Source organism: Chitinophaga sp. SVR4-12A, assembly GCF_056754765.1.
Genome location: NZ_JBPGWP010000001.1, coordinates 5,330,017 through 5,353,190, shown reverse-complemented (window position 1 = coordinate 5,353,190; position 23,174 = coordinate 5,330,017). Strand labels below are relative to the sequence as shown.

At 48.5% G+C, this 23,174-nt stretch carries 25 protein-coding genes; 8 read left to right on the top strand and 17 right to left on the bottom strand.

The features are described from left to right. Positions 1–23 precede the first annotated feature (23 nt). Entirely contained in the window at positions 24–1,043 is a 1,020-nt protein-coding gene (locus tag ACR9Y8_RS21765; RefSeq protein ID WP_481215366.1) for an SDR family NAD(P)-dependent oxidoreductase, read from the bottom strand. A 146-nt stretch (positions 1,044–1,189) separates the two neighbouring features. Here ACR9Y8_RS21765 and ACR9Y8_RS21760 point away from each other — a divergent pair, with 146 nt between their 5' ends. After that, positions 1,190–2,035, top strand: a complete 846-nt coding sequence (locus ACR9Y8_RS21760; RefSeq protein ID WP_481215365.1) for an NAD(P)-dependent oxidoreductase — start codon at positions 1,190–1,192, stop codon at positions 2,033–2,035. A gap of 4 nt (positions 2,036–2,039) precedes the next feature. Here ACR9Y8_RS21760 and ACR9Y8_RS21755 read toward each other — a convergent pair whose 3' ends face one another. From ACR9Y8_RS21755 to ACR9Y8_RS21735, 5 genes are all read right to left on the bottom strand, one after another. Continuing rightward, positions 2,040–2,669 (bottom strand): hypothetical protein, encoded by a 630-nt coding sequence (locus tag ACR9Y8_RS21755; RefSeq protein WP_481215364.1) that lies wholly within the window; start codon positions 2,667–2,669, stop codon positions 2,040–2,042. Between the two features lie 293 nt (positions 2,670–2,962). Continuing rightward, complete coding sequence (locus ACR9Y8_RS21750; RefSeq protein ID WP_481215363.1) at positions 2,963–3,379, bottom strand: ester cyclase; 417 nt, start codon at positions 3,377–3,379, stop codon at positions 2,963–2,965. 12 nt (positions 3,380–3,391) lie between these two features. Continuing rightward, the gene (locus tag ACR9Y8_RS21745) at positions 3,392–3,688 is read right to left on the bottom strand and encodes an ArsR/SmtB family transcription factor (protein WP_481215362.1); all 297 of its coding nucleotides are present in this window, start codon (positions 3,686–3,688) and stop codon (positions 3,392–3,394) included. 137 nt (positions 3,689–3,825) lie between these two features. After that, on the bottom strand, positions 3,826–4,581 hold the full coding sequence (locus ACR9Y8_RS21740; RefSeq protein ID WP_481215361.1) for a M57 family metalloprotease: 756 nt from the start codon (positions 4,579–4,581) through the stop codon (positions 3,826–3,828). A gap of 205 nt (positions 4,582–4,786) precedes the next feature. Then, the gene (locus ACR9Y8_RS21735; protein ID WP_481215360.1) at positions 4,787–5,611 is read right to left on the bottom strand and encodes an MOSC domain-containing protein; all 825 of its coding nucleotides are present in this window, start codon (positions 5,609–5,611) and stop codon (positions 4,787–4,789) included. A gap of 87 nt (positions 5,612–5,698) precedes the next feature. On the opposite strand from ACR9Y8_RS21735, the gene ACR9Y8_RS21730 reads away from it, so the two are divergent. Together ACR9Y8_RS21730 and ACR9Y8_RS21725 are read left to right on the top strand one after the other, a co-directional pair. Further along, positions 5,699–7,195, top strand: coding sequence for a Gfo/Idh/MocA family oxidoreductase (locus ACR9Y8_RS21730; RefSeq protein WP_481215359.1), 1,497 nt, complete (start codon positions 5,699–5,701; stop codon positions 7,193–7,195). Positions 7,196–7,212: 17 nt separating this feature from the next. Continuing rightward, positions 7,213–8,079 carry a sugar phosphate isomerase/epimerase family protein gene (locus tag ACR9Y8_RS21725; protein WP_481215358.1) on the top strand — a complete coding sequence of 289 codons (867 nt, stop codon included), beginning with the start codon at positions 7,213–7,215 and terminating at the stop codon, positions 8,077–8,079. A 50-nt stretch (positions 8,080–8,129) separates the two neighbouring features. On the opposite strand, the gene ACR9Y8_RS21720 is transcribed toward ACR9Y8_RS21725, so the two are convergent. The 7 genes from ACR9Y8_RS21720 to ACR9Y8_RS21690 all read right to left on the bottom strand — a co-directional run bounded on the left by ACR9Y8_RS21720 (position 8,130) and on the right by ACR9Y8_RS21690 (position 14,719). Then, the gene (locus tag ACR9Y8_RS21720) at positions 8,130–10,430 is read right to left on the bottom strand and encodes a xanthine dehydrogenase family protein molybdopterin-binding subunit (RefSeq protein WP_481215357.1); all 2,301 of its coding nucleotides are present in this window, start codon (positions 10,428–10,430) and stop codon (positions 8,130–8,132) included. After that, positions 10,427–10,912, bottom strand: a complete 486-nt coding sequence (locus tag ACR9Y8_RS21715; protein ID WP_481215356.1) for a (2Fe-2S)-binding protein — start codon at positions 10,910–10,912, stop codon at positions 10,427–10,429. The genes ACR9Y8_RS21720 and ACR9Y8_RS21715 overlap by 4 nt, the downstream gene beginning before the upstream one ends. Before the next feature lie 67 nt (positions 10,913–10,979). After that, the gene (locus ACR9Y8_RS21710) at positions 10,980–12,332 is read right to left on the bottom strand and encodes a sensor histidine kinase (protein WP_481215355.1); all 1,353 of its coding nucleotides are present in this window, start codon (positions 12,330–12,332) and stop codon (positions 10,980–10,982) included. A gap of 2 nt (positions 12,333–12,334) precedes the next feature. Beyond that, positions 12,335–13,012 (bottom strand): response regulator transcription factor, encoded by a 678-nt coding sequence (locus tag ACR9Y8_RS21705; RefSeq protein WP_481215354.1) that lies wholly within the window; start codon positions 13,010–13,012, stop codon positions 12,335–12,337. A 22-nt stretch (positions 13,013–13,034) separates the two neighbouring features. Then, positions 13,035–13,901: a hypothetical protein gene (locus ACR9Y8_RS21700; protein WP_481215353.1), complete on the bottom strand. Its 867-nt coding sequence runs from the start codon at positions 13,899–13,901 to the stop codon at positions 13,035–13,037. 14 nt (positions 13,902–13,915) lie between these two features. Beyond that, positions 13,916–14,164: a hypothetical protein gene (locus ACR9Y8_RS21695; protein ID WP_481215352.1), complete on the bottom strand. Its 249-nt coding sequence runs from the start codon at positions 14,162–14,164 to the stop codon at positions 13,916–13,918. A gap of 96 nt (positions 14,165–14,260) precedes the next feature. Further along, positions 14,261–14,719 (bottom strand): hypothetical protein, encoded by a 459-nt coding sequence (locus ACR9Y8_RS21690; protein ID WP_481215351.1) that lies wholly within the window; start codon positions 14,717–14,719, stop codon positions 14,261–14,263. Positions 14,720–14,831: 112 nt separating this feature from the next. On the opposite strand from ACR9Y8_RS21690, the gene ACR9Y8_RS21685 reads away from it, so the two are divergent. Continuing rightward, positions 14,832–15,347 carry an OsmC family protein gene (locus ACR9Y8_RS21685; RefSeq protein ID WP_481215350.1) on the top strand — a complete coding sequence of 172 codons (516 nt, stop codon included), beginning with the start codon at positions 14,832–14,834 and terminating at the stop codon, positions 15,345–15,347. 364 nt (positions 15,348–15,711) lie between these two features. Continuing rightward, positions 15,712–16,278 (top strand): hypothetical protein, encoded by a 567-nt coding sequence (locus ACR9Y8_RS21680; RefSeq protein WP_481215349.1) that lies wholly within the window; start codon positions 15,712–15,714, stop codon positions 16,276–16,278. On the opposite strand, the gene ACR9Y8_RS21675 is transcribed toward ACR9Y8_RS21680, so the two are convergent. Next, positions 16,246–16,680, bottom strand: coding sequence for a hypothetical protein (locus tag ACR9Y8_RS21675; RefSeq protein ID WP_481215348.1), 435 nt, complete (start codon positions 16,678–16,680; stop codon positions 16,246–16,248). The genes ACR9Y8_RS21680 and ACR9Y8_RS21675 overlap by 33 nt on opposite strands. Beyond that, entirely contained in the window at positions 16,677–16,916 is a 240-nt protein-coding gene (locus ACR9Y8_RS21670) for a hypothetical protein (protein WP_481215347.1), read from the bottom strand. Before ACR9Y8_RS21670 ends, ACR9Y8_RS21675 begins: the two co-directional genes overlap by 4 nt. 416 nt (positions 16,917–17,332) lie before the next feature. Here ACR9Y8_RS21670 and ACR9Y8_RS21665 point away from each other — a divergent pair, with 416 nt between their 5' ends. From ACR9Y8_RS21665 to ACR9Y8_RS21655, 3 genes are all read left to right on the top strand, one after another. Continuing rightward, positions 17,333–17,884 carry a carboxymuconolactone decarboxylase family protein gene (locus tag ACR9Y8_RS21665; RefSeq protein WP_481215346.1) on the top strand — a complete coding sequence of 184 codons (552 nt, stop codon included), beginning with the start codon at positions 17,333–17,335 and terminating at the stop codon, positions 17,882–17,884. A 92-nt stretch (positions 17,885–17,976) separates the two neighbouring features. Next, positions 17,977–18,336 (top strand): YciI family protein, encoded by a 360-nt coding sequence (locus ACR9Y8_RS21660; RefSeq protein ID WP_481215345.1) that lies wholly within the window; start codon positions 17,977–17,979, stop codon positions 18,334–18,336. Then, positions 18,337–19,566: an RNA polymerase sigma factor gene (locus ACR9Y8_RS21655; RefSeq protein WP_481215344.1), complete on the top strand. Its 1,230-nt coding sequence runs from the start codon at positions 18,337–18,339 to the stop codon at positions 19,564–19,566. Here the strand turns inward: ACR9Y8_RS21655 and ACR9Y8_RS21650 are convergent. Then, entirely contained in the window at positions 19,563–20,042 is a 480-nt protein-coding gene (locus ACR9Y8_RS21650; protein WP_481215343.1) for a hypothetical protein, read from the bottom strand. The genes ACR9Y8_RS21655 and ACR9Y8_RS21650 overlap by 4 nt on opposite strands. A gap of 679 nt (positions 20,043–20,721) precedes the next feature. Continuing rightward, a complete protein-coding gene (locus ACR9Y8_RS21645; protein ID WP_481215342.1) occupies positions 20,722–23,124 on the bottom strand; it encodes an ABC transporter permease in 2,403 nt (800 codons plus the stop codon). Between the last annotated feature and the right edge of the window lie 50 nt (positions 23,125–23,174).

Sequence of the window (23,174 nt, the reverse complement as noted above, 5' to 3'; positions counted from 1 at the left end):
ATACTACAAAGATAAATCATTCATTAATCAGCGTTGAATTCGATGCCGGTCATTTGCTCGCTTAAGCGCCAGAGGCGTTTTGCACTGGTCTCGTCTAATGAATAGGGCAGCACGCCGCGCAAGGTGGAAGGGTCTTCATACCTGTGCTCAATGTTTCCCTGGTCCAGTTCTGCAATGTCGGCATCTTCGCAATATACGCCGCCTATGTCATTCAGCTGAGGACTGGTGGCGCACCAAACGGTGGTAGCGGCGCCCTGGGGTATGGTTTTCAGTTTCTCCGCTACTTCCGGGCGAAGCTTACCATCAGCATCAAATGTGCCCATCTGTTTAAAAAGTGCTATTGGAGCTTCTCTTCCAAGATCGGTACCGTTAACAGCGCCGGGATGCACCGCGTAAGCGCGGATATTGGAAGCCCTGCCACGGCTGTCCAGCTCAAGGGCAAATAAATTATTCGCTGTTTTGGACTGGCCATAACCCTGCAGTGTTTCATAGTCGCGGTGCTCAAAATTGGGATCATCGAAATTGAAGGGCGCCATTTGATGGCCAAAGGAAGACACATTTACTACTCTTGCGCCGTTTACTTTTTTAAGGGCAGGCCATAACCTGGCGGTGAGCTGGAAATGTCCGAGGTGGTTAGTGGCCAGTTGTGATTCATAACCGCGCTGGTCGCGGCGTAAGGGTACCCACATGATACCGGCGTTGTTGATCAGTAAATGAAGCGGTCTGTTGGAAGCCAGGAATTTTTCTGCGAAGGCATCGATGGAGGCAGGGTCCATCAGGTCCATCGTATATAGCGCTACGTTAGCGAGCCCTGTTAGATTCTTCTTTGCCTTTTCCGGATCCCGGGCAGGAATGATCACCGTAGCACCGGCGGCGGTGAAGGCTTTGGTGGTTTCCAGTCCGATGCCCGCATAACCGCCTGTAATAATGGCTGTTTTACCGGAGAGATCGATTCCTTTTATAACATCACTGGCGGATGACCTTGCATTGAATCCTGAAGGTATTGGTTTTTGCAGTGCACCCTGGTAGTTGTTCTGTTTCATTTTTACAATCGTTTTGATGGAACAAAATTAGGAAGTGGGTGGATGGGCGGCTTTGTTTAGCGTGTCATTGTTACTTTGTTTAAAATGTCATCCGCAGGATGTATTTTTATAGCTGTAATACAGTTTCCATTCAAAAAGCATAATGTATGAAAGCATTCCTGGGTATGGGGCTCTTGGGCTCGAACTTTGTAAAAGCAATGATCCAAAAAGGTAATCAGGTACAGGTATGGAACCGGACCGCTGCAAAGGCCAGTGCCCTGGAAGCGGTGGGGGCAAAAGCTTTTTCCAGCCCTGCGGAGGCTGTACGAAATGCGGATACCATCCATCTTACATTAAAAGACGATCATACCGTAGATGAAGTGCTGGCGATGGCGGCGGATGGTTTTAAACCCGGTGCTATTATTATTGATCATACTACTACTTCTGCGGCAGGGGCTGTAAAAAGAACGCAGGAATGGAAGGAACGCGGGTTCACTTATCAGCATGCGCCTGTTTTTATGGGACCGCAGAATGCATTGGAAAGCACCGGCTTTATGCTGGTATCCGGAGATCAGGCTGTTATCAGCCAACTGGAACCTGAACTGGCGGCGATGACGGGGAAGGTGATCAACTTCGGCGATGAAACGGGAAAGGCTGCAGGAATGAAGCTGATCGGGAATCTCTTCCTCGTGGGCATGACGGCAGGCCTTGCAGATGCGCTTTCTTTAGCGAAGGCGTTGAATATCCCGGCCGATGATCTGGCGACGCTTTTTGGTTCCTGGAACCCCGGCGCAGCGATACAAGCCAGGTTACAGCGGATGACCAGCGGGAATTATGATCAGCCGTCCTGGGAGTTGGCGATGGCCAGGAAGGATACACAGCTGTTTATGGATGCTGCGGCAGCAGGAGGTAGTACGTTAGCGGTGGTCCCGGCTATTGCTGCGGAGATGGATAAGTGGATTGCACGTGGACACGGGAATGAGGATTGGACGGTGATTGGGAGTGGGAAGTAAGTCTTTAACGGCCTATCTCCTTCTTCAGCCACTCCATCCCCATCCATTTCACATCACGCTCGCTACTAAAAAAGAAATATTTTCCATCCGGAGAAAAGTACGGACAGAAATCTCTCGCCCTGGTATTTAATTTACTTCCCAGGTGAGCTGCTTTCAGCCAGTTCTTCTCTCCTTCTTTTCTGGAGTAATAAAGATCTGCACCGCCAAAACCATCCTCCCGGTTGGAAGATGCAAAAATGATCATGTCCTCATCGGGGGAAATACCGGGATCAAATTCAGATTTTGAAGTATTCACTGTGGCACCAAGATTGACAGGTTCTGTATACTTTTCATTTACCAGTTTACTTACATAAATATCTTCTTCACCAAATCCACCTTTTCTGGAAGAGGCAAAATAGAGATTGCCATTCTTAGAAAAGGAAATATAATATTCGCTGCTGTCAGTATTGATGATCTTCAGATCCTCCGGGGCGGACCAGCTGCCACCTGGCAAGGGTTTCACAAACCAGATGTTAAAATCGTTCAGGGTATCTGATGCCGTCAGCGGCCTGTCTGAAATAAAATACAGCTTGCCATCAGGAGAAAAAGCAGGATCTGCTTCTGAGTATTTACTATCCAGGAATGGCACGATCATGGGCGCTGACCAATTAGCACCGTCATGATGTGTGACATAAATTTTAGTCTGCTTATTTATTAACCTGCTAAAGTAATAGGATTGACCATCCGGGGAAAAACAGGCATTAAACTCCATCGAGTCTGATGAAACGATGCCTGGTAAAAAGCGAAGCGCGGCAGAATCAGGCAATGGCTGCGGATATGGGATCCCGGCTGCGGACTGTGCGCTGCAATATAAGACAGTAAATAAGCACATGAAACAGGTGATGGCTACAGATCTCATTGGAGGAATTTTATGTAACAATACGTTGCTTACTGTGTCAGCTGCTGGTATAATTCCCAGGCGCTCCTTTCCACCCAGTTATGGGCCAGTTTGTTATCCCGGATCTCCCAGACAGCTGTTCCTGTCATGGAGATGGGCTGCTGCCTGGGCTCAAGTCCCATCAGCCCGTTATTAAAACCAGTCAGTTTCCACCGGGACACTACTTTTGACCCATCCTTGCTTTCAAAGATATCTATATTCTCTAAATGGCAGTTGTTAAGTACCCCAAGAAAGGATACCACCCACTGCTTAAAATTGTCACGCCCCCGGATCTCCTTGCCTGCATTGGTGATGATAAAATCCTCTACCATCAGCTCATCGATCAGGTCCAGGTTATAGGGATGACTCCAAACATTGTTCCAAAGACAAAGAACTTTCTCTACGGGAGATAATGCTGCTACTTCCATGATTTGCTCAGTTTAAATTTCAGAAGCTATGTAGGCGCTCAGCTGCCTGATCGCGTCCTCGTTCCTTTTATAATAGATCCACTGACCTTTACGCGTGGACGTTAGAAGTCCCGCACGCTGCATGAGCGACAAGCTCTCCGAAATGGTGGATTGCGTGAGGCCGCTTATCTTTTGTATCTGCCCTACACACACGCCGGTGCTCAATGGTTCTTGTTGCTCCGGGAAGAAAGCTTCCGGGGTTTTGAGCCATGCTAATATCTGGAGACGGGTTGGATTGGCCAGCGCCTTAAAAACCTCAATAGTATTCACCCCGCAAATATATCGGTAATTCCCGATATGCAGATATATAAGTTATATCCATCACTAAGTGATTGATAACAAATTAATAAAAGAAAGAGGCCGCCTCAAAAAATCTTTGGAGACGGCCTCTTTTTGCTGATCTGCGATCAATATAAAGCGGCGGCTGCCTGTTTATCCTTGGTAGATAAAACCGTGGCTCCGCTACCGCATTGTCCACCGTTCATCAGGGAATTAGCATCTGTGCCGCCTACACCGGGTACTGGTGTGGCAGCAGACTCGCCGATGGCCTGCCAGTTGGTATGCCTGAAGGAAACGTTATGTCCCATTTCATGGCAGATGGTACGGGCGCGTTGCGCAAAGCTGTTACCAGCGATATAGGCCTTATTGATCCGGATCAGGCTGCCGGCCAGGCCGCCTGAGGGAAAGGTGCCTGCGCCACAAACGCCGGTACCTAAATTAGCGTCAACGATCCGGACGTCATAGGGTGAGGACGTGGCCACTGTCCAGTGAATAGTACAGCCGGAAATGTTATTCCACTGGCTGATAGCAGAGTTGATCTCTGACAGCATGGAAGTCATAGACGGATCCACGAAAAGGCGGATGTTCGTCACATTGGTTGCAGATACCAGGCTACCGGTATAAAACTGTTCAGTTTTAGGCTTGCCTTCGGGCACCTGCATGTTCTTGGGGAAGCTGATGTCTTCCTCTACAATAAATTCTGTAGGTTTTTCAACAATACTGCCGGCGGGGAAACCCAGGTCTTTGATGTAAGCTAAAACTCTGGCTGCATTGTCCTGCGGGGTGTTAGTGGCAGGATCGGCAGGCGCATCGGTTGTTTTGCTACACGCTGTAAAAAGGATGATCAACAGGGCTACCAAAGGAAAAACTGTGCTCTTTTTCATGTGCGTTTAATTTAGGGTGAAAGAATGGTAAGTGGCGCTTCATTAGGGCCATAGGAAAATTGTTCGTGCTCTCAATAAGGTTTTCGCTAAGCTGCTTTTTATCTATGGATAAAAGGGATTACAGATTTTGGTATGCGCGATATTACAATGTTCAACTGCTTTCGCGCTGCAGGGGAATTCTGTATCTGTATAATTTATTTTTTGATCAGCTGACGATGAAGCGGTCTTCCTGGTGCGTGGCTAAAACAGAGATGGGATCTCCTACTGTAAGTACGCCTGTGCCTTCGTGGATCAGGTTCTGCCCGAACAATATTTTATTATTCTTTGAACGATAGGTAGCGAGGGTTTTCAAAGGTTCTTTACCTTTTTTGCCGGTTTGCTGATTTACTGTAGTGAGCACACAACGGGCACAAAGCTTAACGCCATAGAAGTTAATGCCTGCTACCTGGATCTGTTTGAGTAGATCTTCCTGGAAGGATGTACCACCGGTAAAAACAATATTCGGCCTGAACCTGTTCATGGGCAAGGGCTCGGCCATGCGGCTATTGAGATCATCCAATGAGGCCTGGCCAATGAGCAGGAAAGGATAGGCATCTGCAAAAGAAGTAATGAAGCCTTCGGGCGCATAGGTTAGATCTACCTGGCGGCGGGTGCTTTCGGGCATGTGCACTAACCTGCATTTGAGGCCACTGGCGTCACTGAACCATTGGTCCAGTTCTTTGCTGACGAATACGCCTGTACAGGTATCGTCCCAGATCACCACTTCCTGTGCGGACAGGCCAGGCTGTTCAAAAGGGACGTGTACAGCGCCTTTGTCGGGATGCGTGACCCGCAAGCCATTCTCTTCCAATTGCACCTTTAGTAAAGCCAGCTGCGGGAATTCGCGCTGGGTGATGAAACGATTATGTTCATCCACCAGCATCCAGCGGCGGTCGTATTTGAGACCACGGTCAGTTACTACGGCGGAGTTAAGCGATATGCCGCCCAGAGATTTGATTGGATAAATATTTAATTCGCTTATGGTCAGCATCGGCAAAGCTTGATGTGCGGTAGCAAAAGTATCCTGTTTTTTTGTATCTTCTGTCAATATTTGAACCCACAAAAACAATTCCACGAAATGAAACCCAAGAACAGCATCACCCGTCGTCAATTTATTGATTCTGCTGCCAAAGCCTCTCTTGCATTTACGATTGTGCCCCGTCATGTACTGGGCGGTCCCGGTTACATTGCTCCCAGCGATAAGCTCAACATCGCGTATATCGGCTGCGGCACCCAGGGATTACGTGAAATGTGCGAGCTGATCACCCAGCCTGAACTGCAGATCGTTTCTGTATGCGATCCGAATAAAATGAGCACCAATTATGTGGACTGGTCGCCTAACGGGATCCGGGACGACATCCGTAAAACTTTAAACGAGCCTAACTGGGGCGCAGCTTACCAGGGTATTCCCGGCGGCCGCGATATCGGGAAAGAGCTGGTGGAAAAGTATTACAGCAAGCAACGCAGCGCAGGTTACAAAGGCTGCACCTCCTATGCTGATTTCCGTGAGCTGCTGGAAAAAGAAAAGGATATCGACGCCGTGAAGATCATGACGCCGGATCACCTGCACGGCTATATTTCTATTGCGGCCATGAAGAAAGGTAAGCATGTAGTGATCCATAAACCGCTGGCCAACCGCATGTATGAGGCCCGCCAGGTGATAGAGACAGCGCGTAAGACAGGTGTCAGCACCCACCTGCTGGCCTGGAGCAAACGACCGGGAGCAGAACAGGTGAAGCAATGGATCGCCGAAGGGCGTATCGGTAAACTGCGCGAGATCCATAACTGGTCTAACCGCCCCGTATGGCCGCAGTGGACCTCCAACCCTACCGATACACCGCCTGTTCCTGAAGGATTTGACTGGCAGCTGTGGCTGGGCCCTGTGCCCGACAGACCTTATCATCCCAATTATACACACAATGTTTTCAGGGGATGGTATGACTTTGGCGCAGGCAGCATTGCAGATATGGGGCATTATAGTTTATGGCCGCTGTTCTTAACGCTCGGCATCAATACCGCGCCTTATTTTGCAGAGGCCTGCGGTACTACCACCAGCGCGATAGATAATCATGTGAGCCATGGCGTACAGAATGATGTGGCCTTCCCCTACTCCTGTATGGTGCGTTTTAAATTCCCGCAGCAAGCTACGCTTCCTCCTTTTGAACTGTTCTGGTATGATGGCGGTATGCGCCCCAACACACCAGATGAACTGGGCAATGGCGCGCTGGCACGCGAAGGGATGATGTTTGTGGGCGATAAAGGAAAGATCATTGCGGACTTCCGCTGTGATAATCCCAGGCTGCTGGGCGATACCAAAACGGAAGCTGCACAGGCGCCCAAAAGAGGAGATGCAGACCGTAATGATCAGTACTGGATAGACGCTTTCAAAAATAAGACACAATCACCAGGCAGCTTCCTGTTAGCAGGCCCGGTAACCGAAACCATCCTGCTGGGGGGCGTGGCGCTGCGATCCAAAAAGCGGCTGGAATATGATTCCCGTAACATGAAGATCACCAACGACGAGCAGGCGAATAAATATTTCCATCGTGAATACCGCCCCGGCTGGGAATTATAAGCGCTAAAACTACCCCAATGGACAGACGTAATTTCCTCGAAAAATCAATGACGCTGGGCGTCGCCACCTTAATCACACCCGCTATGATGAATATACCTGGAGCACAGCCTGCGGGCAGCACAGCAGCTGTAAAGGATGATATCTCGCTGGCGCAGTGGGCGCTGGTAGAAGAGATCCGTGCAGGCAAATGGAAGAACCTGGACTTTCCACGCATTGCCCGCGAAGATTTCGGGCTGAACGGGATCGAATTCGTTAACACCTTGTTTGAGGTGCCTACAGAAGGCTATCTTAAACAGCTGAAGCAGAACGCAGCCAACCAGGGCGTGACCATGGTGCTGATCATGGTGGATGACGAAGGCGATGGCTGCGGGGCCACCCAAGCAGCGCGCAAACAGTTTGACATCAACCACCGCAAATGGATCGATATTGCCCATTACCTGGGCTGTCATGCCATCCGTACCAATTGCCGCGGACCACAGGGAGTGGATAAACAGGAGGCATTAAAATGGGCAACGGAATCATACAACATGCTGCTGGAATATGCGAAGCCGGCTAATATCAGTGTTGTCATAGAGAATCACGGCGGTGTGTCGAATGACCCGGACTGGATGGTATCGCTGATGAAATCCGTGAATAACCCGGCCTTCGGCACTTATCCTGATTGGAGAAAGCCTGCCCCGGATTTCGACAATTTCACTTACCTGCAGAAAACACTGCCCTATGCAAAGGGCATGTCTTACCGTAACCAGCCCGAGGATGCGCTGACCATTAAGATGATCGGTATGAGTAAGCAAGGCGGGTATAAAGGCTGGTATGGTATAGAGTCCAGCGGAAGAGAAGAAATAAAAAAAGGTATTGCTTTACTGAAGCAACACCTTTTATAAATTATCAGCTTTCCATTAGCGGGCCTTCCGCTAATGGAAAGCAATTATCATTAAGCCGTGGTGAGATCCACCGGCAATTTATAGATCCTTTTACCAGTGGCGGCATAGATCGCGTTACACAGGGCCGGCGTATAAGGCGGCACCGGCGGTTCGCCCACTCCGGTGGGCTTCTCCTCACTCTCCATGATATGTACATGGATCTGTTTGGGTGACTCCGGCATGCGGATGATCTGGTAAGAGTCGAAATTGTTCTGCTCTACGGCGCCATTCTTTACCGTGATAGCACTCTTCAGTGCAATGCTGGTGGAGAACTGTGCACCGCCTTCAAACTGGGACCGGATACGATCGGTATTGACCGCTGTACCGCAATCTATGGCGTAGTGCACATTGGGGATGGTGATCCGGTTGTTGCTGTCTACATTTACCTCCACGATGCAGGCTACATATGTTAAGAAGCTGCGGTGCGCGGCAAAGCCAAGCCCTGAACCAGCAGGCATTCTTTTACCCCAGCCTGCTTCTTTGGCTACCCGTTCTATTACACGCTTCATGCGGCCGGTATTCCAGGGATATGCAGCGATATCTTCGCCATAATTGGAATACTTACCGTTTATAAGCTCTTCGTTAAAAGTGATGTTCCTGTCAGCGCCTAATAAGTCGAGCGCATTGGCGATGGCATCCATACCGCGCGCTTCTGCCACTTCATCCAGCATGGTCTGTATGGCAAAGGCCTGAGGGATGTTACGCACGGAACGCAGCCAGCCGATGCGCATGTGTGATTCACAATCGTGCGCTTCTACCTGGATGTTGGGTACATCGTAGGGAAAGTCTGTAGCGCCCTGTCCCAGCTCGCCGTCCGAAGGCTGGATCACTTTGGCATCAAAGGTGGAACCGATAGATGGATAGGCGATATGATGGTTCCAGCCGCTCAGCTTATTGTTAGCGTCGATGGTGGCAACGATGCGTTGTGCGCTGAGCGAATGGTGGAAATCATGATGAAGATCGTCTTCCCTGGTCCATTGTACCCTTACAGGGAGGCCGGACTCTTTCGCCAGCAGGGCTGCTTCTACGATAAAGTCAGGTTTTGATTTACGGCCAAAGCCACCGCCTAAGAGGGTAACGTTCACTCTTACCTTGGCGGCGTCCATACCGAGTATTTCGGCGATGGCATCGCGGGCGCCCTGCGGGTTCTGGGTACAGGCCCATACTTCGCAGCTGCCATCCTTTACAACGGCCAGCGCACTGGGTGGTTCTATGGTAGCATGCGCCAGGTGAGGCGCCAGGTAGGTATGCTCTATCACTTTCTTAGCGCCGGAACGGGCCTTGCCAAAATCACCCCGTTTCCTTTTTACGGTACCGTCGTGCTTTATTTTTTCTGCCAGCTCTTCCAGCTCTTTAGCGGAATCGTAGGTGGCGTTGGGGCCGAGGTCCCATTCCACTTCCAGGGCATCGCGGCCTTTCCAGGCGGCCCAGGTATTTTCTGCGATCACCGCCACCCCGCTCAGAGGCTTGTTGATGGTAGGCGGGGTATCGCCCCCTTTAATGGCAATCACTTTCAGGACACCGGGGATGGCTTTCGCTTTGGCATCGTTAAAGGATTTTATTTTCCCGCCTACTACGGGGCAGTGTTTGATCACGGCTACTTTGGTGTTCTCCACATGCGCGTCGATACCGAAAACTGCTTTACCGGTTACGATGTCGTGCAGGTCGTAGATGGGCGTATCATGACCGATCATTTTAAACTGGCTGCGGTCTTTCAGCCTGAGCTGCCCGGGTTTGGGCACTTCCAGTGCACTGGCAGCTTCTACCAGCTCGCCAAAGGGAACACTCTTATTGGAGGCTTTATGCACAACCTGGCCGTTTTCTGTATCGCATTCGTCGGCGGATACTTTCCATTGTTTGGCAGCGGCCTGTATAAGCATGTAGCGGGCAGCGGCGCCTGCTTCGCGCATGGGCATGTAGAACATGCGAACGGAGAAGGAACCATCCGTGTTCTGATCGCCGTATTTCTTTTCGTCGCCTTCTGCCTGTACGATGCGTACCTTGCTCCAGTCGGCCCCCAGCTCATCGGCTACTATCAGGGGAAGGCCGGTACGGATACCGGTACCCATTTCAGAGCGGTGCGCTACGATGATCACCTCGCCGTCTGCGTTGATGGTGAGGTACACGTTGGGAGCGAGGGTGGCTACCTTCTTTCCTTTCTCATTGCAGCTAAAGAAGCTGACGCCCAGTACCAGTCCACCGGCCAGCACGCCGCCTATTTTCAGGAAGTCTCTCCGGGAAGCTTTAAACAGCTCGGAGCTCACATCTTCCTGTTTTGCTATCTTCTTATGAAAAGGTGATGATATTTTCATTGGTTGCCTTTATTTAAGATGACATTACTGCCTCCGGCTGCAGTAATAATAGCCTGTTTGATACGGTTATAGGTACCGCAGCGGCAGAGGTTTCCCTGCATGGCCTGCTCTATCTGCTCTTCGGTGGGTTTGGGATGGCTTTTCAACAGGGCAGCGGCATTCATGATCTGGCCCACCTGGCAATAGCCGCATTGTGGTACGATGTGCTTTTCCCATGCCTGCTGTAAGGGATGGTCGCCATTTTCTGAGAGGCCTTCGATGGTAGTAACCTTACCTTTACCGACAGCGGATACAGGGACGCTGCAGGAACGCACTGCTACATCGTCCAGATGCACTGTGCAGGCGCCGCATAAGGCTTTACCGCAGCCGAATTTAGTACCTTTCATTCCCAGTACATCTCTTAAAACCCATAGCAGCGGCATGTCATCCATGACATCCACTTCATGTGTTTTGCCATTTACCTGGATGGAGTACTTAGACATAGATTGATGTGTTTGTTATCTAAATGTAAGATGGTTTCCGGATGTGACCAACAAAGCGAATACTAACTTAATAAATAGCGGCTTGTTCCCCTGCTGTTGTGATCATTCCCAGGGGGAAGACCAGGGTAAATTCGGTTCCTGCGTCCACGCCGGAGGAGACTTCCATCTTAATACCGTGATACTGCGCAATGGTACGTACGATGGAAAGGCCCAGGCCATATCCTTCATTCTCTTTCTTCTCTACTTTCTTAAAGCGGTCGAATATGGCGCCCATTGCCCCTTCGGGGATGCCGATACCTGTATCAATAACTGAGAGCTGATAATTTTTCCCGGGAATAAGGTGATCACAGATGGTAATGCTGCCGGCTGGTTTGTTATAACGGATGGCGTTATTGAGCAGGTTATAGATCAGCTGAAAGATCAGGTCGTGGTTGATGCCCTGCAATACGACATCGCCAGAAACCCGCAGGCTGCAGGACAGTCCACGTTCCTGCAGGCGATGATCCAGTTCGTCCATCACTTCCTGTAACAGGGCCCGAACGGGAGCGCTACCGGCTTTGGGGAACTGGTCGTTCTCTATACGGGAGATCAGCAGCAGTGAATGAACGATCTTTTTAAGGCGGTTCAGTGTCTTCATCAGGTCCATGATCTTGCGATACTGTTCCTCCGGCAGCTCATCGTCTACCATCATGTTTTCCAGTTTGCTCTGCAGGATGCTGATGGGGGTCATCAGCTCATGCGAAGCATTGGAAGTAAATTCCCGTTCCTTTTCAAACGCTTCTCTTACCTGGCCCATTAAGGCTGTGAGGGAACTATCCAGGTATTTGAAATCTGAGGTAGATGTGTGAACAGCCGGGGGGATGTCCCGGAAGGGAAAACGCGCTTTCAGCAACCGGTTCTTTATGATGACGGACAAAGGGCGTAGCAGCAGGCGGGTATAGATGAGGTCTATTACAATGGAGCTTACGATGAGGGCGATGAGCACGTACAGGGCCATACGCTGCAAGGGCTGATTGTACTGGCCGATGGTGGCGGTTGTTTTACCTACTTCAAGGATATAGTTCCGGTGACTATAATTAAAAGTATGGCTCAACACCCGGTAGGTGAGCGTATCACCTTCCACTACCCTTTGCAGGGTAGCGATGGTATCGCGTGGAACAGTTTTACCGGCGGGCTCGAGAGAGATATACTCCTCTTTCAGCATGGTGTAGCTGCCGTAGCTCGGCTCTCCCTGCAGGTAAGCGTCTATCCCGCTTTTGCCGATCACGTTGAGCACCTTCCGTTTTTGCTGTTTCAGGTAATAGTCGTTGTACTGGTAAGCGATCCTGTTTACCAGGAATGGCAGCAGCCATACGAAGAGTATGACGATAGCCAGCTTGGAAAGCGTAATAAACAGTGTGAGTTTGGTAAAAAGCTTCACCTTCAGATCTTTACTTTATAACCTATGCTGCGTACCGTCTGGAGCCATTCTACCGAAGACCAGGCGGATAGTTTTTTCCGGATGTTCTTGATATGCACATCGATGTAATTAGAGTCATAATCATCATCTGCATAGCTGCCCCAGATATGCTCGCTCAGCTGCATCCTGGTAATAGGCCTGTTCTTGTGCAGCAGGAGATAGCTCAACAGGTCGAACTCTTTCCTGGACAGCTCAATTTCCGTATCGCTGTTATATATGACCAGTCTTTTGTTCAGATCTACCCTGAAATCGCCAATAGGGATAGCGGCATCCTGCAGGCCGAATTTACGCCGGGCCACTGCCTGCATTCTTGATTGCAGCTCCAGCAGGGAGAAGGGTTTAGGCAGGTAATCATCCGCCCCGAGATCGAGCCCTTTGATCCTGTCTTCCAGTTGTCCGCGGGCTGAGAGGATGATACAGGAAGCATCCGGGCAGTGCTTCCTGGCCTCCTGCAGCAGCAGGAGCCCATCTTTATCCGGCAGGCCGAGGTCCAGCAGGATGAAATTATACTGGTTGTCTTCCAGCATCTCCAATCCCTGTTTGGCGGTGTAAGCGAGGTCGCATAAATAAAATGCCTTTTCCAGGAAGGCCTCCATTTCGGCAGCCATTGCTCTTTCATCTTCTACGATCAGGACTTTCATATATCATGCCCGGTTTCTGTCATCAGAACTGGTAATAAAAACTACAATTTAAAAACGAGTTCAGCTTTCCTGCGCCTGTTTCCGCTTTTGAACTCAATAAAGAGGCCTGGTAAGCTACTTCCAGCATGTAATGCGAACGGTTATACGCCAGGGGCAGTTTCAGGTTATAGGACAGCAGGTTAAACTGCGTGGTACTGGTAGTAGTAGTTTGGCTTTCCGTTCTGTCTCCCCCAATGCCGCCGACGCCTGGGAGTGGTATTATGCCCAGCAGGCTGTCGCGCAGCAACTTTTCTTTGATGTAGGTCTGGTAAAAGCGCTGCGTCCCACCGATGACTTCAACCGAAGGCGTAAGCGTGACCAGGTCTTTTCCTTTAAAAATACTTCCCAGGTTGATCTGCTTTTCTGTGCTCAGTGTAACAAATACGTCCTGCTGTTTGCCGAAGTGGTAATCCACGTTCACGCCGGTGCTCATCCAGTATTCGTACTTAAGGGATGCGCTGGCGTTATCCGGGTTGGCTGCCTGCAGAAAAGGAGAATACTTTGGAAAGAAAGTATGGCTGTAGCTAAGATCTGCTGTAAGCTTTTTACTGAGGTTGAATGCGAAACCAATACCGGCGGCGGTGGCGGAGACCACTCTACCGGAGTCGTTCAACAGCCGGTACCCGGTACCGGTGAAATAAAGTCCGAAGGGAAGGCGAAGCGAAGCGCTGGCCGCGATGTAAGGCATGCTTTCTTCTGCTTTCTGGCCGTAGTAGCTGACATCGTTGGCGTAGGTGGCCCCGGCTGTCAGTGTAACTTTTTTAGTGTCCTCAGTTGTAGTATCGGTTTGTGAAAACGCCGGCCGGCTGCATAGCCATGCCATAAGAAGCGTTACAATGTATTTGCCCATATTTTATTTCTTTACTAAAGGGTTAAACCCACTTTAGGCCGGATCACTTTAGGTTTGATGACCCTGATAGGTTTAACCGGTATCGGCACAGGCACGGGAACAGGTTTTATTTGTCTGCGTGATTTTGGCACTTCTTTAATAAGATCCGGCGCTTTTACCTCCTCCCGTACTTCGCCTGGTTTTGCCTGGGCGGGTATGGTATCTGTTGACGGAGGCACACCACGCGTAAAACCTGCAAGCGGCTTAGCGATTGCCAGTATCATGATGATTATTAGCTGGTATGTAAGAAATTGCTTCATTGAGATAAAAATACAGGTTTTTGCCGCTGTCCGTTCCGACAAAAACCCGTATTCTATAAATTAAAGGCTTTTGAGCCCAAGTGCTCCGGAGCTTAGTGCATTCACTTTCACCGGGGCAGCTTTTATTTTCAGCGAGTTACTGACTGCGCTGTTCGCATGCAGGGTGCTGCGGGCTGCCGTTGCCGTTACATTGTTCACCTGTTGTACAGCCATTTTGCTGGTCTGTGCGGTTTGATCCTGCAGGTGATCCCCTGTTGTTTTCACCGCTTTCACACTGCTTTCCGCATTACTTTTTACGGCGCCTTTAGCGGCGGTTGCTGCGGAAGGATCTACTGTTACAGCGCTCTGCTGTTGTGCAGTGGCATTGGCCTGTACATTGGCCGGTTGCTTATCCTCAGCAGGGCTTTGCTGGGCATTGCTGCTCACTTTTACCTGCTGGTCCTGTTTTACAGTGGCTGTCTGAGCAAATGCTGCGCCAGAAATGAACAAGGCGGCGATCATTAATCCTTTTGTTTTCATAATCAAGCTTTATGGTTAAAAATTTTTATGATGAAACAAAGCTAGGACCGGAAGATGAAGGGAAAATGAAAAGCGGGAAAGTATTTACCTTTATTATATAAACTACCCCATTATGGATGCTGAAGCATTAAAAGCGTTACAGGCGCCGCTGAAAGAACAGTACAGGAATGATCCATCCGCCGCCGTTATTACATTGAAAGCAGCAGGGAAAACAGGAGAGCAGATCTCCTGCAAAGTAGACACCGGACGTAAGCTGGTAGAAGCAGGGCTGCATCCTGCCACCGGGGGAACCGGGTTGCTGGCCTGCTCGGGCGACTTACTGCTGGAAGCATTGGTGGCCTGTGCAGGAGTTACCTTAAAGGCCGTGGCCACGGCTATTGGTGTAGAAATCAATGATGCGATTGTACTGGCGGAAGGGGACCTGGACTTCAGGGGAACATTGGGTGTTTCAAAAGAAGTACCGGTCGGGTTCAGTGCCATACGATTACAGTTCATTGTTGACAGTCCGGCGTCTTCAGAACAACTGGACAGCCTGTTGAAACTAACGGAGCGGTATTGCGTGGTGTACCAGACATTGAAATCGGGCGCGGTGATGGAGCCTGGCATGAGCCGGATGGAGGAGCAATAAAAAATATTGTTATTGCGGCAGCTGCTGCTTATATACTCCGAACGTATGAATAGCCGGGGGCGGGGGGCGAAATAAACTAAATGTCTTGGCAGATACATTAATATTTTCTGTTAAATAATAATAACAGATAATCAATTATGATTTTTTAATTTACTCTTAATTTTAAATCAATAAGTAAACTTTTTTACTACATTTGTTATGATAGGGTTTTGCGTTAAAACAAACCCATTGTATTAAAGTCGATAATACGGATTGTATCATATTTTTTTAGTTAGTATCAGAACGTTATCGTGTATCCCAATATGAACTGCGACACCTGTCCTATTAAATTTTATCCTTTTCCGATACAGAAAAATTCAATTATATGAGAAGGGATCATTCAGGACATTGTGATATAAACTCATCAATAGAACATCTTGCAGATCTAATCATAGATCGCGATCCGAATATCGTGAAGATATCTAAGAATGATTATCTCGCATATTTCAACAATATTTTGAGCCGTGATGAAGAAATTAAGAAAGCCTGGGCTGCAGTTAAGGGAGCCGAGTTAGATCTTTTACGGGAAAAAATAGAAGGTAGCCTTCATCATCAACGTCAAAGAGGAGAACCAAACTATCTATTCCGATCAATTAAGTTTCTACTTTCCTTATTTACAAATAAAAAAAATAGTAAGGGAAAGAATTATGAAATGCAGGGAGCAAGAACGCAAATCAGAGAGGAGGAAAATATTGCAAGAAGGAAGTCTGAGTTGTATTCAAAAATACATTTCTTTAACCGGTTAATATATAAGTATAAGGAGACCGCTGCTAATGTATGTACAGATGATGAGAAGGAACTCCTTGCTATATATCATGATTTTGCAACTAATGAAGAGAGGGAAAAGTATGTTGAGTCATTAAAGAAAGAGTTTTACTCCCTCCCCATCTAAGCCTTTTCTTGTAATAGCTTTTTTAAGGCTTTCTACGTTTAAGGGATCATTAAGTAGAAATTCACCATCCCAATCTGTAACATGGGTAACCCATAGGTTTCGTCCTTCGTCTGTAATGAGCAAGTCATAGAGGCTAGCGGCACCGGTTTTCTTTTTTAGATCATTCAAAATATCCAGGATCTTATAATCAATAGGTGTAAATCCCAACAACCCCCATACAACAACGCCATCATAGTGCTTTCCCCCCAATGCCCATAAATCGATACCCTCAAAGTCTAGCTTGGCAGCAGTATTAAGCATTTCCACCAGCAATTTTAGTGCAATACAACTACCGGCCTCCGGCTTTTTTTCTATATTACAAATTGTGCATTCGTTTACCCGATATACGTATTTGAACTTCAAACTTTGATAAATATTTTGTTTTTTAACTTGATCCTTATTATATCTCCATTCCTGTAATATAAAACGGACAACTTCTTGTTTAACGCACTTGTATGAAAATCAAATCCCGGCTCTATACCATAAATGCCGAGCAGGCGGATTATTTGTTCAAAACCAATTCCCCGAGTATGCTTTTCGCATTCTTCATCACTACATATAAATAAATCAATAGGCTCTTCTGCTGAAACCATTGCCATAATTTATGTTGGTGTATGACGACGTCTCCAAACACATTAAATGAATTAAAATATTAACGGATATTTTAGAAACGCAATAATATAATACGGATGTGCCCAGGGTTTCATACTGTCAAAAAGTGAAGTTTTTTTTGCATTTCCATCTAAAACATGGCCTCGTGATGCAGGCCTTCTTCCCTGCTTAACCGGAAAGCCTTTTGCTGCCGGGGCGGTAACTGATGGGTACATCTCGGGAAGCGAATTAGTTGACAGTTGTCAGCTGTCAGTGATTGAAGAACTTATCATCTCAGCTCTAATCACTGACAACTGACGACCGTCAACTGACGACTGTCGACTGACGACTGTCGACTGTAAAAAATTTCTGCCGGAGTGTCCAATTTTGAAAATGTCGATCCTTATATAGGAAAACAGACACTATGGACACTTTACTTGCACCAATAGAGAAGCCGCGGGGGCTGATTATGAAACTGGCCTATTACTTTACCCGTAAGCAGTTCGGGAAAGTGCTAATGCCGCTGAAAGTACATTCAGCCCGCCTGCCTGCTGCCTTTGGCATGTTCTATGGCAAGGTGAGCCAGCTGGATAAGAAATTACAGCTGCCACAGGAAACCGCTGCGCTGATCCGCCAGCAGGTGGCGCGCCTTAACATCTGCCTGTTCTGTATCGACGCCAGCCGCTGGGATGCTATCCAAAAATCCATGAACACGGCCAAATTCGAAGCACTGGATAATTATGCTACCGACCCCATCTTCAGTGCCGGGGAACGGGCCCTGCTGGATTATGTGACTGATCTTACCAAAAACAAGCAGGTGGATCCTGATACTTTTGCCCGCATGGCGAAGTATTATTCTGAGAGGGAGATCTGCGAGATTGTGTATATCGTAGCCAGCGAGCACCTTTACAACCTCACCAATATAGGGCTGAACATCCACTCTGATATGCTGTGCGACATCAGCAAAAGAAAATAAAAAAAATATTGACCGGGCTGTCCAGTTTTCAGAAAGCCGGTCATTATTTAAATGAAATTCATACATTCAATCACTATTTAACATCAGACACAATGCAAGACTTCATGTTAATTTTCCGCCAGCCCAGTTATGATTACAGCAATGCATCACCCGGTGAAATGCAGGCCCTTGCCAAGAAGTGGCAGGATTGGGTAGGCGGTATCGCGGCGCAGGGAAAATTTGTCAGCAATGGCATACGCCTTTCCTTTGAGGGTAAAGTATTGAAAGCAGGCGGCGTTGTAACAGACGGACCCTTTGTAGAGATCCGGGAGCGCCTGGGCAGCTTCGCTATTGTGAAGGCGGAGAGCCTGGAAGATGCGGTTACACTGGCGCATGGTTGCCCGGCACTGGATGCAGACGGCAGCGTAGAGATCCGGCCTGTTATGGCTTATCCGACACCGGAAAAGAAATAAATGAGCACGACCATTGAATCATTGAAGCAACTCTTCCAGCAGGAATTTTCCAAAATGGTGGCCGTTATCAGTAAGCTCTTCGGCTTACAGCATATCGAGATAGCGGAAGACATCGTGAGTGAAACATTCCTGCTGGCTGCTGAGACCTGGGGGATCAAAGGCATACCGCCTAACCCTACCGCATGGCTGTATGCAGTGGCCAAGCAGAAAACATTGTATCATTTCCGGAGGAATAAGATCTATGAGAAAAAAGTGCTGCCTGCAATAGCTTCCGGACAGGAAAAAGAATATGAACCTGAATTGAACTTCTCACAACAAAATATAAAAGACAGCCAGCTGCAGATGATCTTTGCAGTCTGTAACCCAGCTATTGCCAGTGAAGCGCAGATAGGCCTGGCATTGCGGATCCTCTGCGGCTTTGGTATAGATGAAATTGCAGAGGCGTTCTTATCGAATAAGGAAACGATCAATAAAAGATTGTTCAGGGCAAAGGAAAAGCTGCGCACAGAGGATGTTAAGATGGAGCTGCCGCCGGAGGCTGAGATCAGCAGCAGGCTGGATAATGTGCTGCATATTATTTATTTGCTGTTCAGCGAGGGGTATTATTCTAAAACACAGAACCAGATACTGCGGAAGGAGTTGTGCTTTGAAGCCTTGCGTTTGGGGATGATGCTGATCGAATATGAAAGGACTAATTTACCAAAGACGAATGCGTTGATGGCATTGATGTGTTTTCATGCTTCGCGGTTTAATGCGAGGCAGGCAAACGGCGATGAGGTTGTATTGTATGAGCAGCAGGATGAGGAGCTGTGGGATACGGCGCTGATTAACCAGGGCGTGCATTTTTTGCTGCAGTCGGCAGAAGGCAATGAAATCACGTCTTATCATTTAGAGGCGAGGATCGCTTACTGGCATTGTATCAAAGAAGATACGCAGGAGAAGTGGGAAAATATTTTGCAGTTATATAACCAGCTGCTGACGATCAATTATTCTCCGAGTGTTGCTTTGAACAGGACCTTTGCGCTGTATAAGGCGGATGGCCCGGAAGTGGCGTTGGTGGAGGCGGAGAAATTGAAATTGGAGAATAATCATTTTTATTATATGCTGCTGGGCGAATTGTATAGTCATATAGATAAGCAGCAGGCGAAGGTGAATTTTGAGAAGGCGTATGCGATGGCGAAGACGGAGACGGAGAGGCAGGGGATTAGGGAGCGGATAGCGGGGATTTAGGTATCGAGGGTATCGAGGATGCTTAGTGCTTTGGATATCTCGTCAAAAGTATATTCGCCGATGTTCTTTGCTTCCAGTTTGATGACCCGGTGTTTTCCATTGAATAACTCTATTACTTTGGTTGGCTTCACTCTCATGGAGCCTAATTTCCCTTCCCAGTATTTTAATTCGGCGAAGGGAATTTCATGTATTTTATCGCTCTCTAATATTGTTTTCGATGTTATGTTGACCCGTTTGTTTTCATAGTCAAAATGGATACTGACGAAGATCTTCTCGAAAAGAGCAATCAATATGAATATGACAGATAGGGCTGATGCAAATATCCAGTTAATACCTGCCGTTGAATATCTGCGGGGCTTTAAGTAAGGTGCAAGTATTGCTGCAAGGAAAATAAACATCACTATAAACAATATCGTGAAAAGGGACTCAGCGCGGGTAGGTAGCTTTTCGTTGTAGAAACGTTGGGATTCGTACATAGGTATAAAGAATGTGGTGAAGGTATGAAAAATAAGGGAGAAAGGGATGAAGTGCTTAGTAAGTACTTACCAGGCACTTACCAGGCAATAACTAAGAAGGGTCTAAGCATGGACTAAGCTAAACCCTTAGGTAGGCGTATAGTAAAGGTATAGTAGGCGTATAGTAGAACACAAGGGTAATTGGACCTGAGGTGGACTTGATCGGGAGTTCAGCTGGGGTTGATGCGGAGGGGTTTGGGAGGTGGTTAGGAGGGGATTTGAGGGTTTGAGGGGTTAAAAGTTGGAGTGTTTGAAGGGATCTGGCGTGAATGGAGGATTTTTTTATATAAAAATGGGTGATTGGGGGAAGTAGGGATATGAGGGTTGGAGAGCTGGCGCTCGGGGAAGGAAAGGCGGAGGTTGAAGATCCTGAGGAAATTGCTTCAGGCCGGTTCTACGCGGGGCTGTCGGATTCCCGCAATGACCCGTGGTTGTTGCCGGAGAAGGGAGACCTGTTTGCCGTTTGGGAGATTGCTTCGTCGCGCCGCGCTGGAGGCCCTGCGGCGCCTCGCAATGACGGCGAGGAAGACCCTTGATTGTTGGTGGAGAAGATAGCCCTTTCCGTGTTAATGGAGGTCCGGTTGCGGAAGGCAAAACGTTTCCTGGAAGCCTTTGCTATCAGCGCATCTGCTGAATTTTATCAATCTGCTTTCAAACTATTTACGGGATTCATCATGGCTGCCCTGATGGCTTGTGAGCTGACGGTTATCAGCGCTATCGCCAGTGCCGCCATACCGCCGGTTACAAACACTCCCCAGTTGATATCCACCCGGTTCACGAAGTTATTGAGCCAGTTATGCATAAAATACCATACCAGGGGCGTTGCTATTACAAAGGCGATGCCTATGAGCAGGATAAACTCCCTCGAAAAAAGGTACACAATATGAGCCGGCGTTGCGCCCAGTACTTTGCGCACCCCTACTTCCTTTACACGCTGCACCGCCATGAACGATGCCAGACCGTATAGACCCAGGCAGCTGAGGAATATGGCGATGCCTGCAAATATCTCGTACAAATGCGCCAGCTGGCGTTCTTCCTTGTAATAGTCCGCTATCTGCTGGTCCAGGAACTGGTATTCGAAGATCTGTTCCGGGAAGTTTGCGTTCCAAAGTTTTTCAATCGCTTTTAGTGAAGCCTGTACATCTGCACCGGCGGCCAGTCTTACGCCCACACTGTTGAAACGCCGTTTAATGTTGCTGATAAATACGGGCGCCACCGCTTCTTTCAAGGTACCGGCAGCAAAATCTCCCACCACGCCTACAATTGGTCCTTTGATCTGCCCGTTCCATACATCTATCTCTTTATTGAGCACATCTGCTGGTTGCAAGCCTAATTTTTTAACCAGGGTTTCGTTCACCAGGAACTCGCGTACGGAATCTGTGCTGGTGAGGTTGCGGCCTGCTACGAGCCTGATATCGTAGGTGGTGAGAAAGTTGTGATCCACCCAGCGCGTGATGGATGGAAATTTGGTTTCTTCTGCGCGGTGATCGAATTTAAAGCCAGTCCACCAGTTACCATTACTGGAAGGGGCGGAATTGGAAAAGCTCAGCTCCCGGACGCCTTTGATCTGCCGCAGCTGATCGCGGAGATAAGCGATCTTTGCATTGCCTGCGCTGTCGTTCTGGAAAGGTACATTCACGATGGCATCCCGGGTAAAACCCATGGATTGATTGTGAAAATAATTCATCTGCTGTAGGATGATCAGTGTACCAATGATCAGTGCCTGTGCAATAATGAACTGGAAAACCACGAGGCTACGGCGAAGGGATACGCCGCCGCTCCTTTTGCTGGCGGCTATTTTGCTCTTCAAAGCGTTGACCGGATTAAAAGCTGACACGACCATGGAAGGATAGAAGCCCGCGAGTAAGGTGACGGCCAGGAAGATGGCGAACAGTAATATGTACACGCTGCTGGCAGCCAGCATAGCCGGTTCCAATGGCAGCGCCATCACCCTGCTGATGAACGGAAGCGCACATAATGCCAATATCACGGCCAGCAGGAGTGCCGTAAACACCAGCATGGCAGTTTCAGACAGGAACTGTATTTTCAGCTGCCAGCGGTTACTGCCCAGCACCTTGCGCACGCCGATCTCACGGGCGCGGTTCACCGCCTGTGCGGTGGCGAGGTTGATGAAGTTGACGCAGGCAATGAGCAAAATAAACACGGCGATCATCCACAGCATCCTTATCCGTTCAGGTGATACCACCCGGCCAATAAAGTTGCCGGTGCGTTTATCCGAATGCACGCCAGCCAGGGGCTGCAGCATATGTGTGGCCTTGTTCTTCGGATCTTTGTATTTTTTCGAAAAAGCGATCAGCCGCTCGTTAATCTTCGCTACGTCGCGCCCCGGGCGCAGCAGCACATAGCAATTATGCACGTCGTCTATCGTTACCCAATCCTTTATCTCATTTATTTTAAGCAGGGCATAAGTTGCCACCATATCAAACTGGAACTCTGTATTCTTAGGCGGATCATCCAGTATACCTGTTACTGTCAGGTTGAAGTGCTGATCGAGCCTGATGACCTGCCCCAGGGCCTTGTGCCAGTCGCCAAAATATTTCTCTGCAGTGGAACGTGACAACACGGTGGAATTAGGGTCGTTCAATGCGGTGGCTTTATTGCCTGCAAGCCACTTGTAATCGAATATATTAAAGAATGAAGGTGTCAGGTAATATACCAGTGGTTTAAATTTCTTTTGAATATTGCCTTGCCTGTCTTCCAGTGTTACCAGTGCTTTACCCATTTGTATAATACCGGCTACCTGCTCGAATTCAGGAAAATCGTTTGGCAGGGCAGTTGGCACAGGAAAGGGAACTGCCTGTGTGTAGTTGGTGTCGCCATTTTCCTGGGGCATTACCGTGAGGACCCTGTAGATACGGTCTTTCTTCGTATGGAACATGTCAAAGCTTTCCTCGTGTTGAATGATCACATAGATCACCAGGCAAACGGCGATGCCGAGGGTAAGGCCGATGATGTTGAGAAATGCATAGCGCTTGTTGCGCCACAAGCTTCGGAAAGCCGTTTTAAGATAGTTCTTAAGCATACAGGAGGGGTATTATCGCAAGTGCGTGTCACAAAAACAATACAAAAATG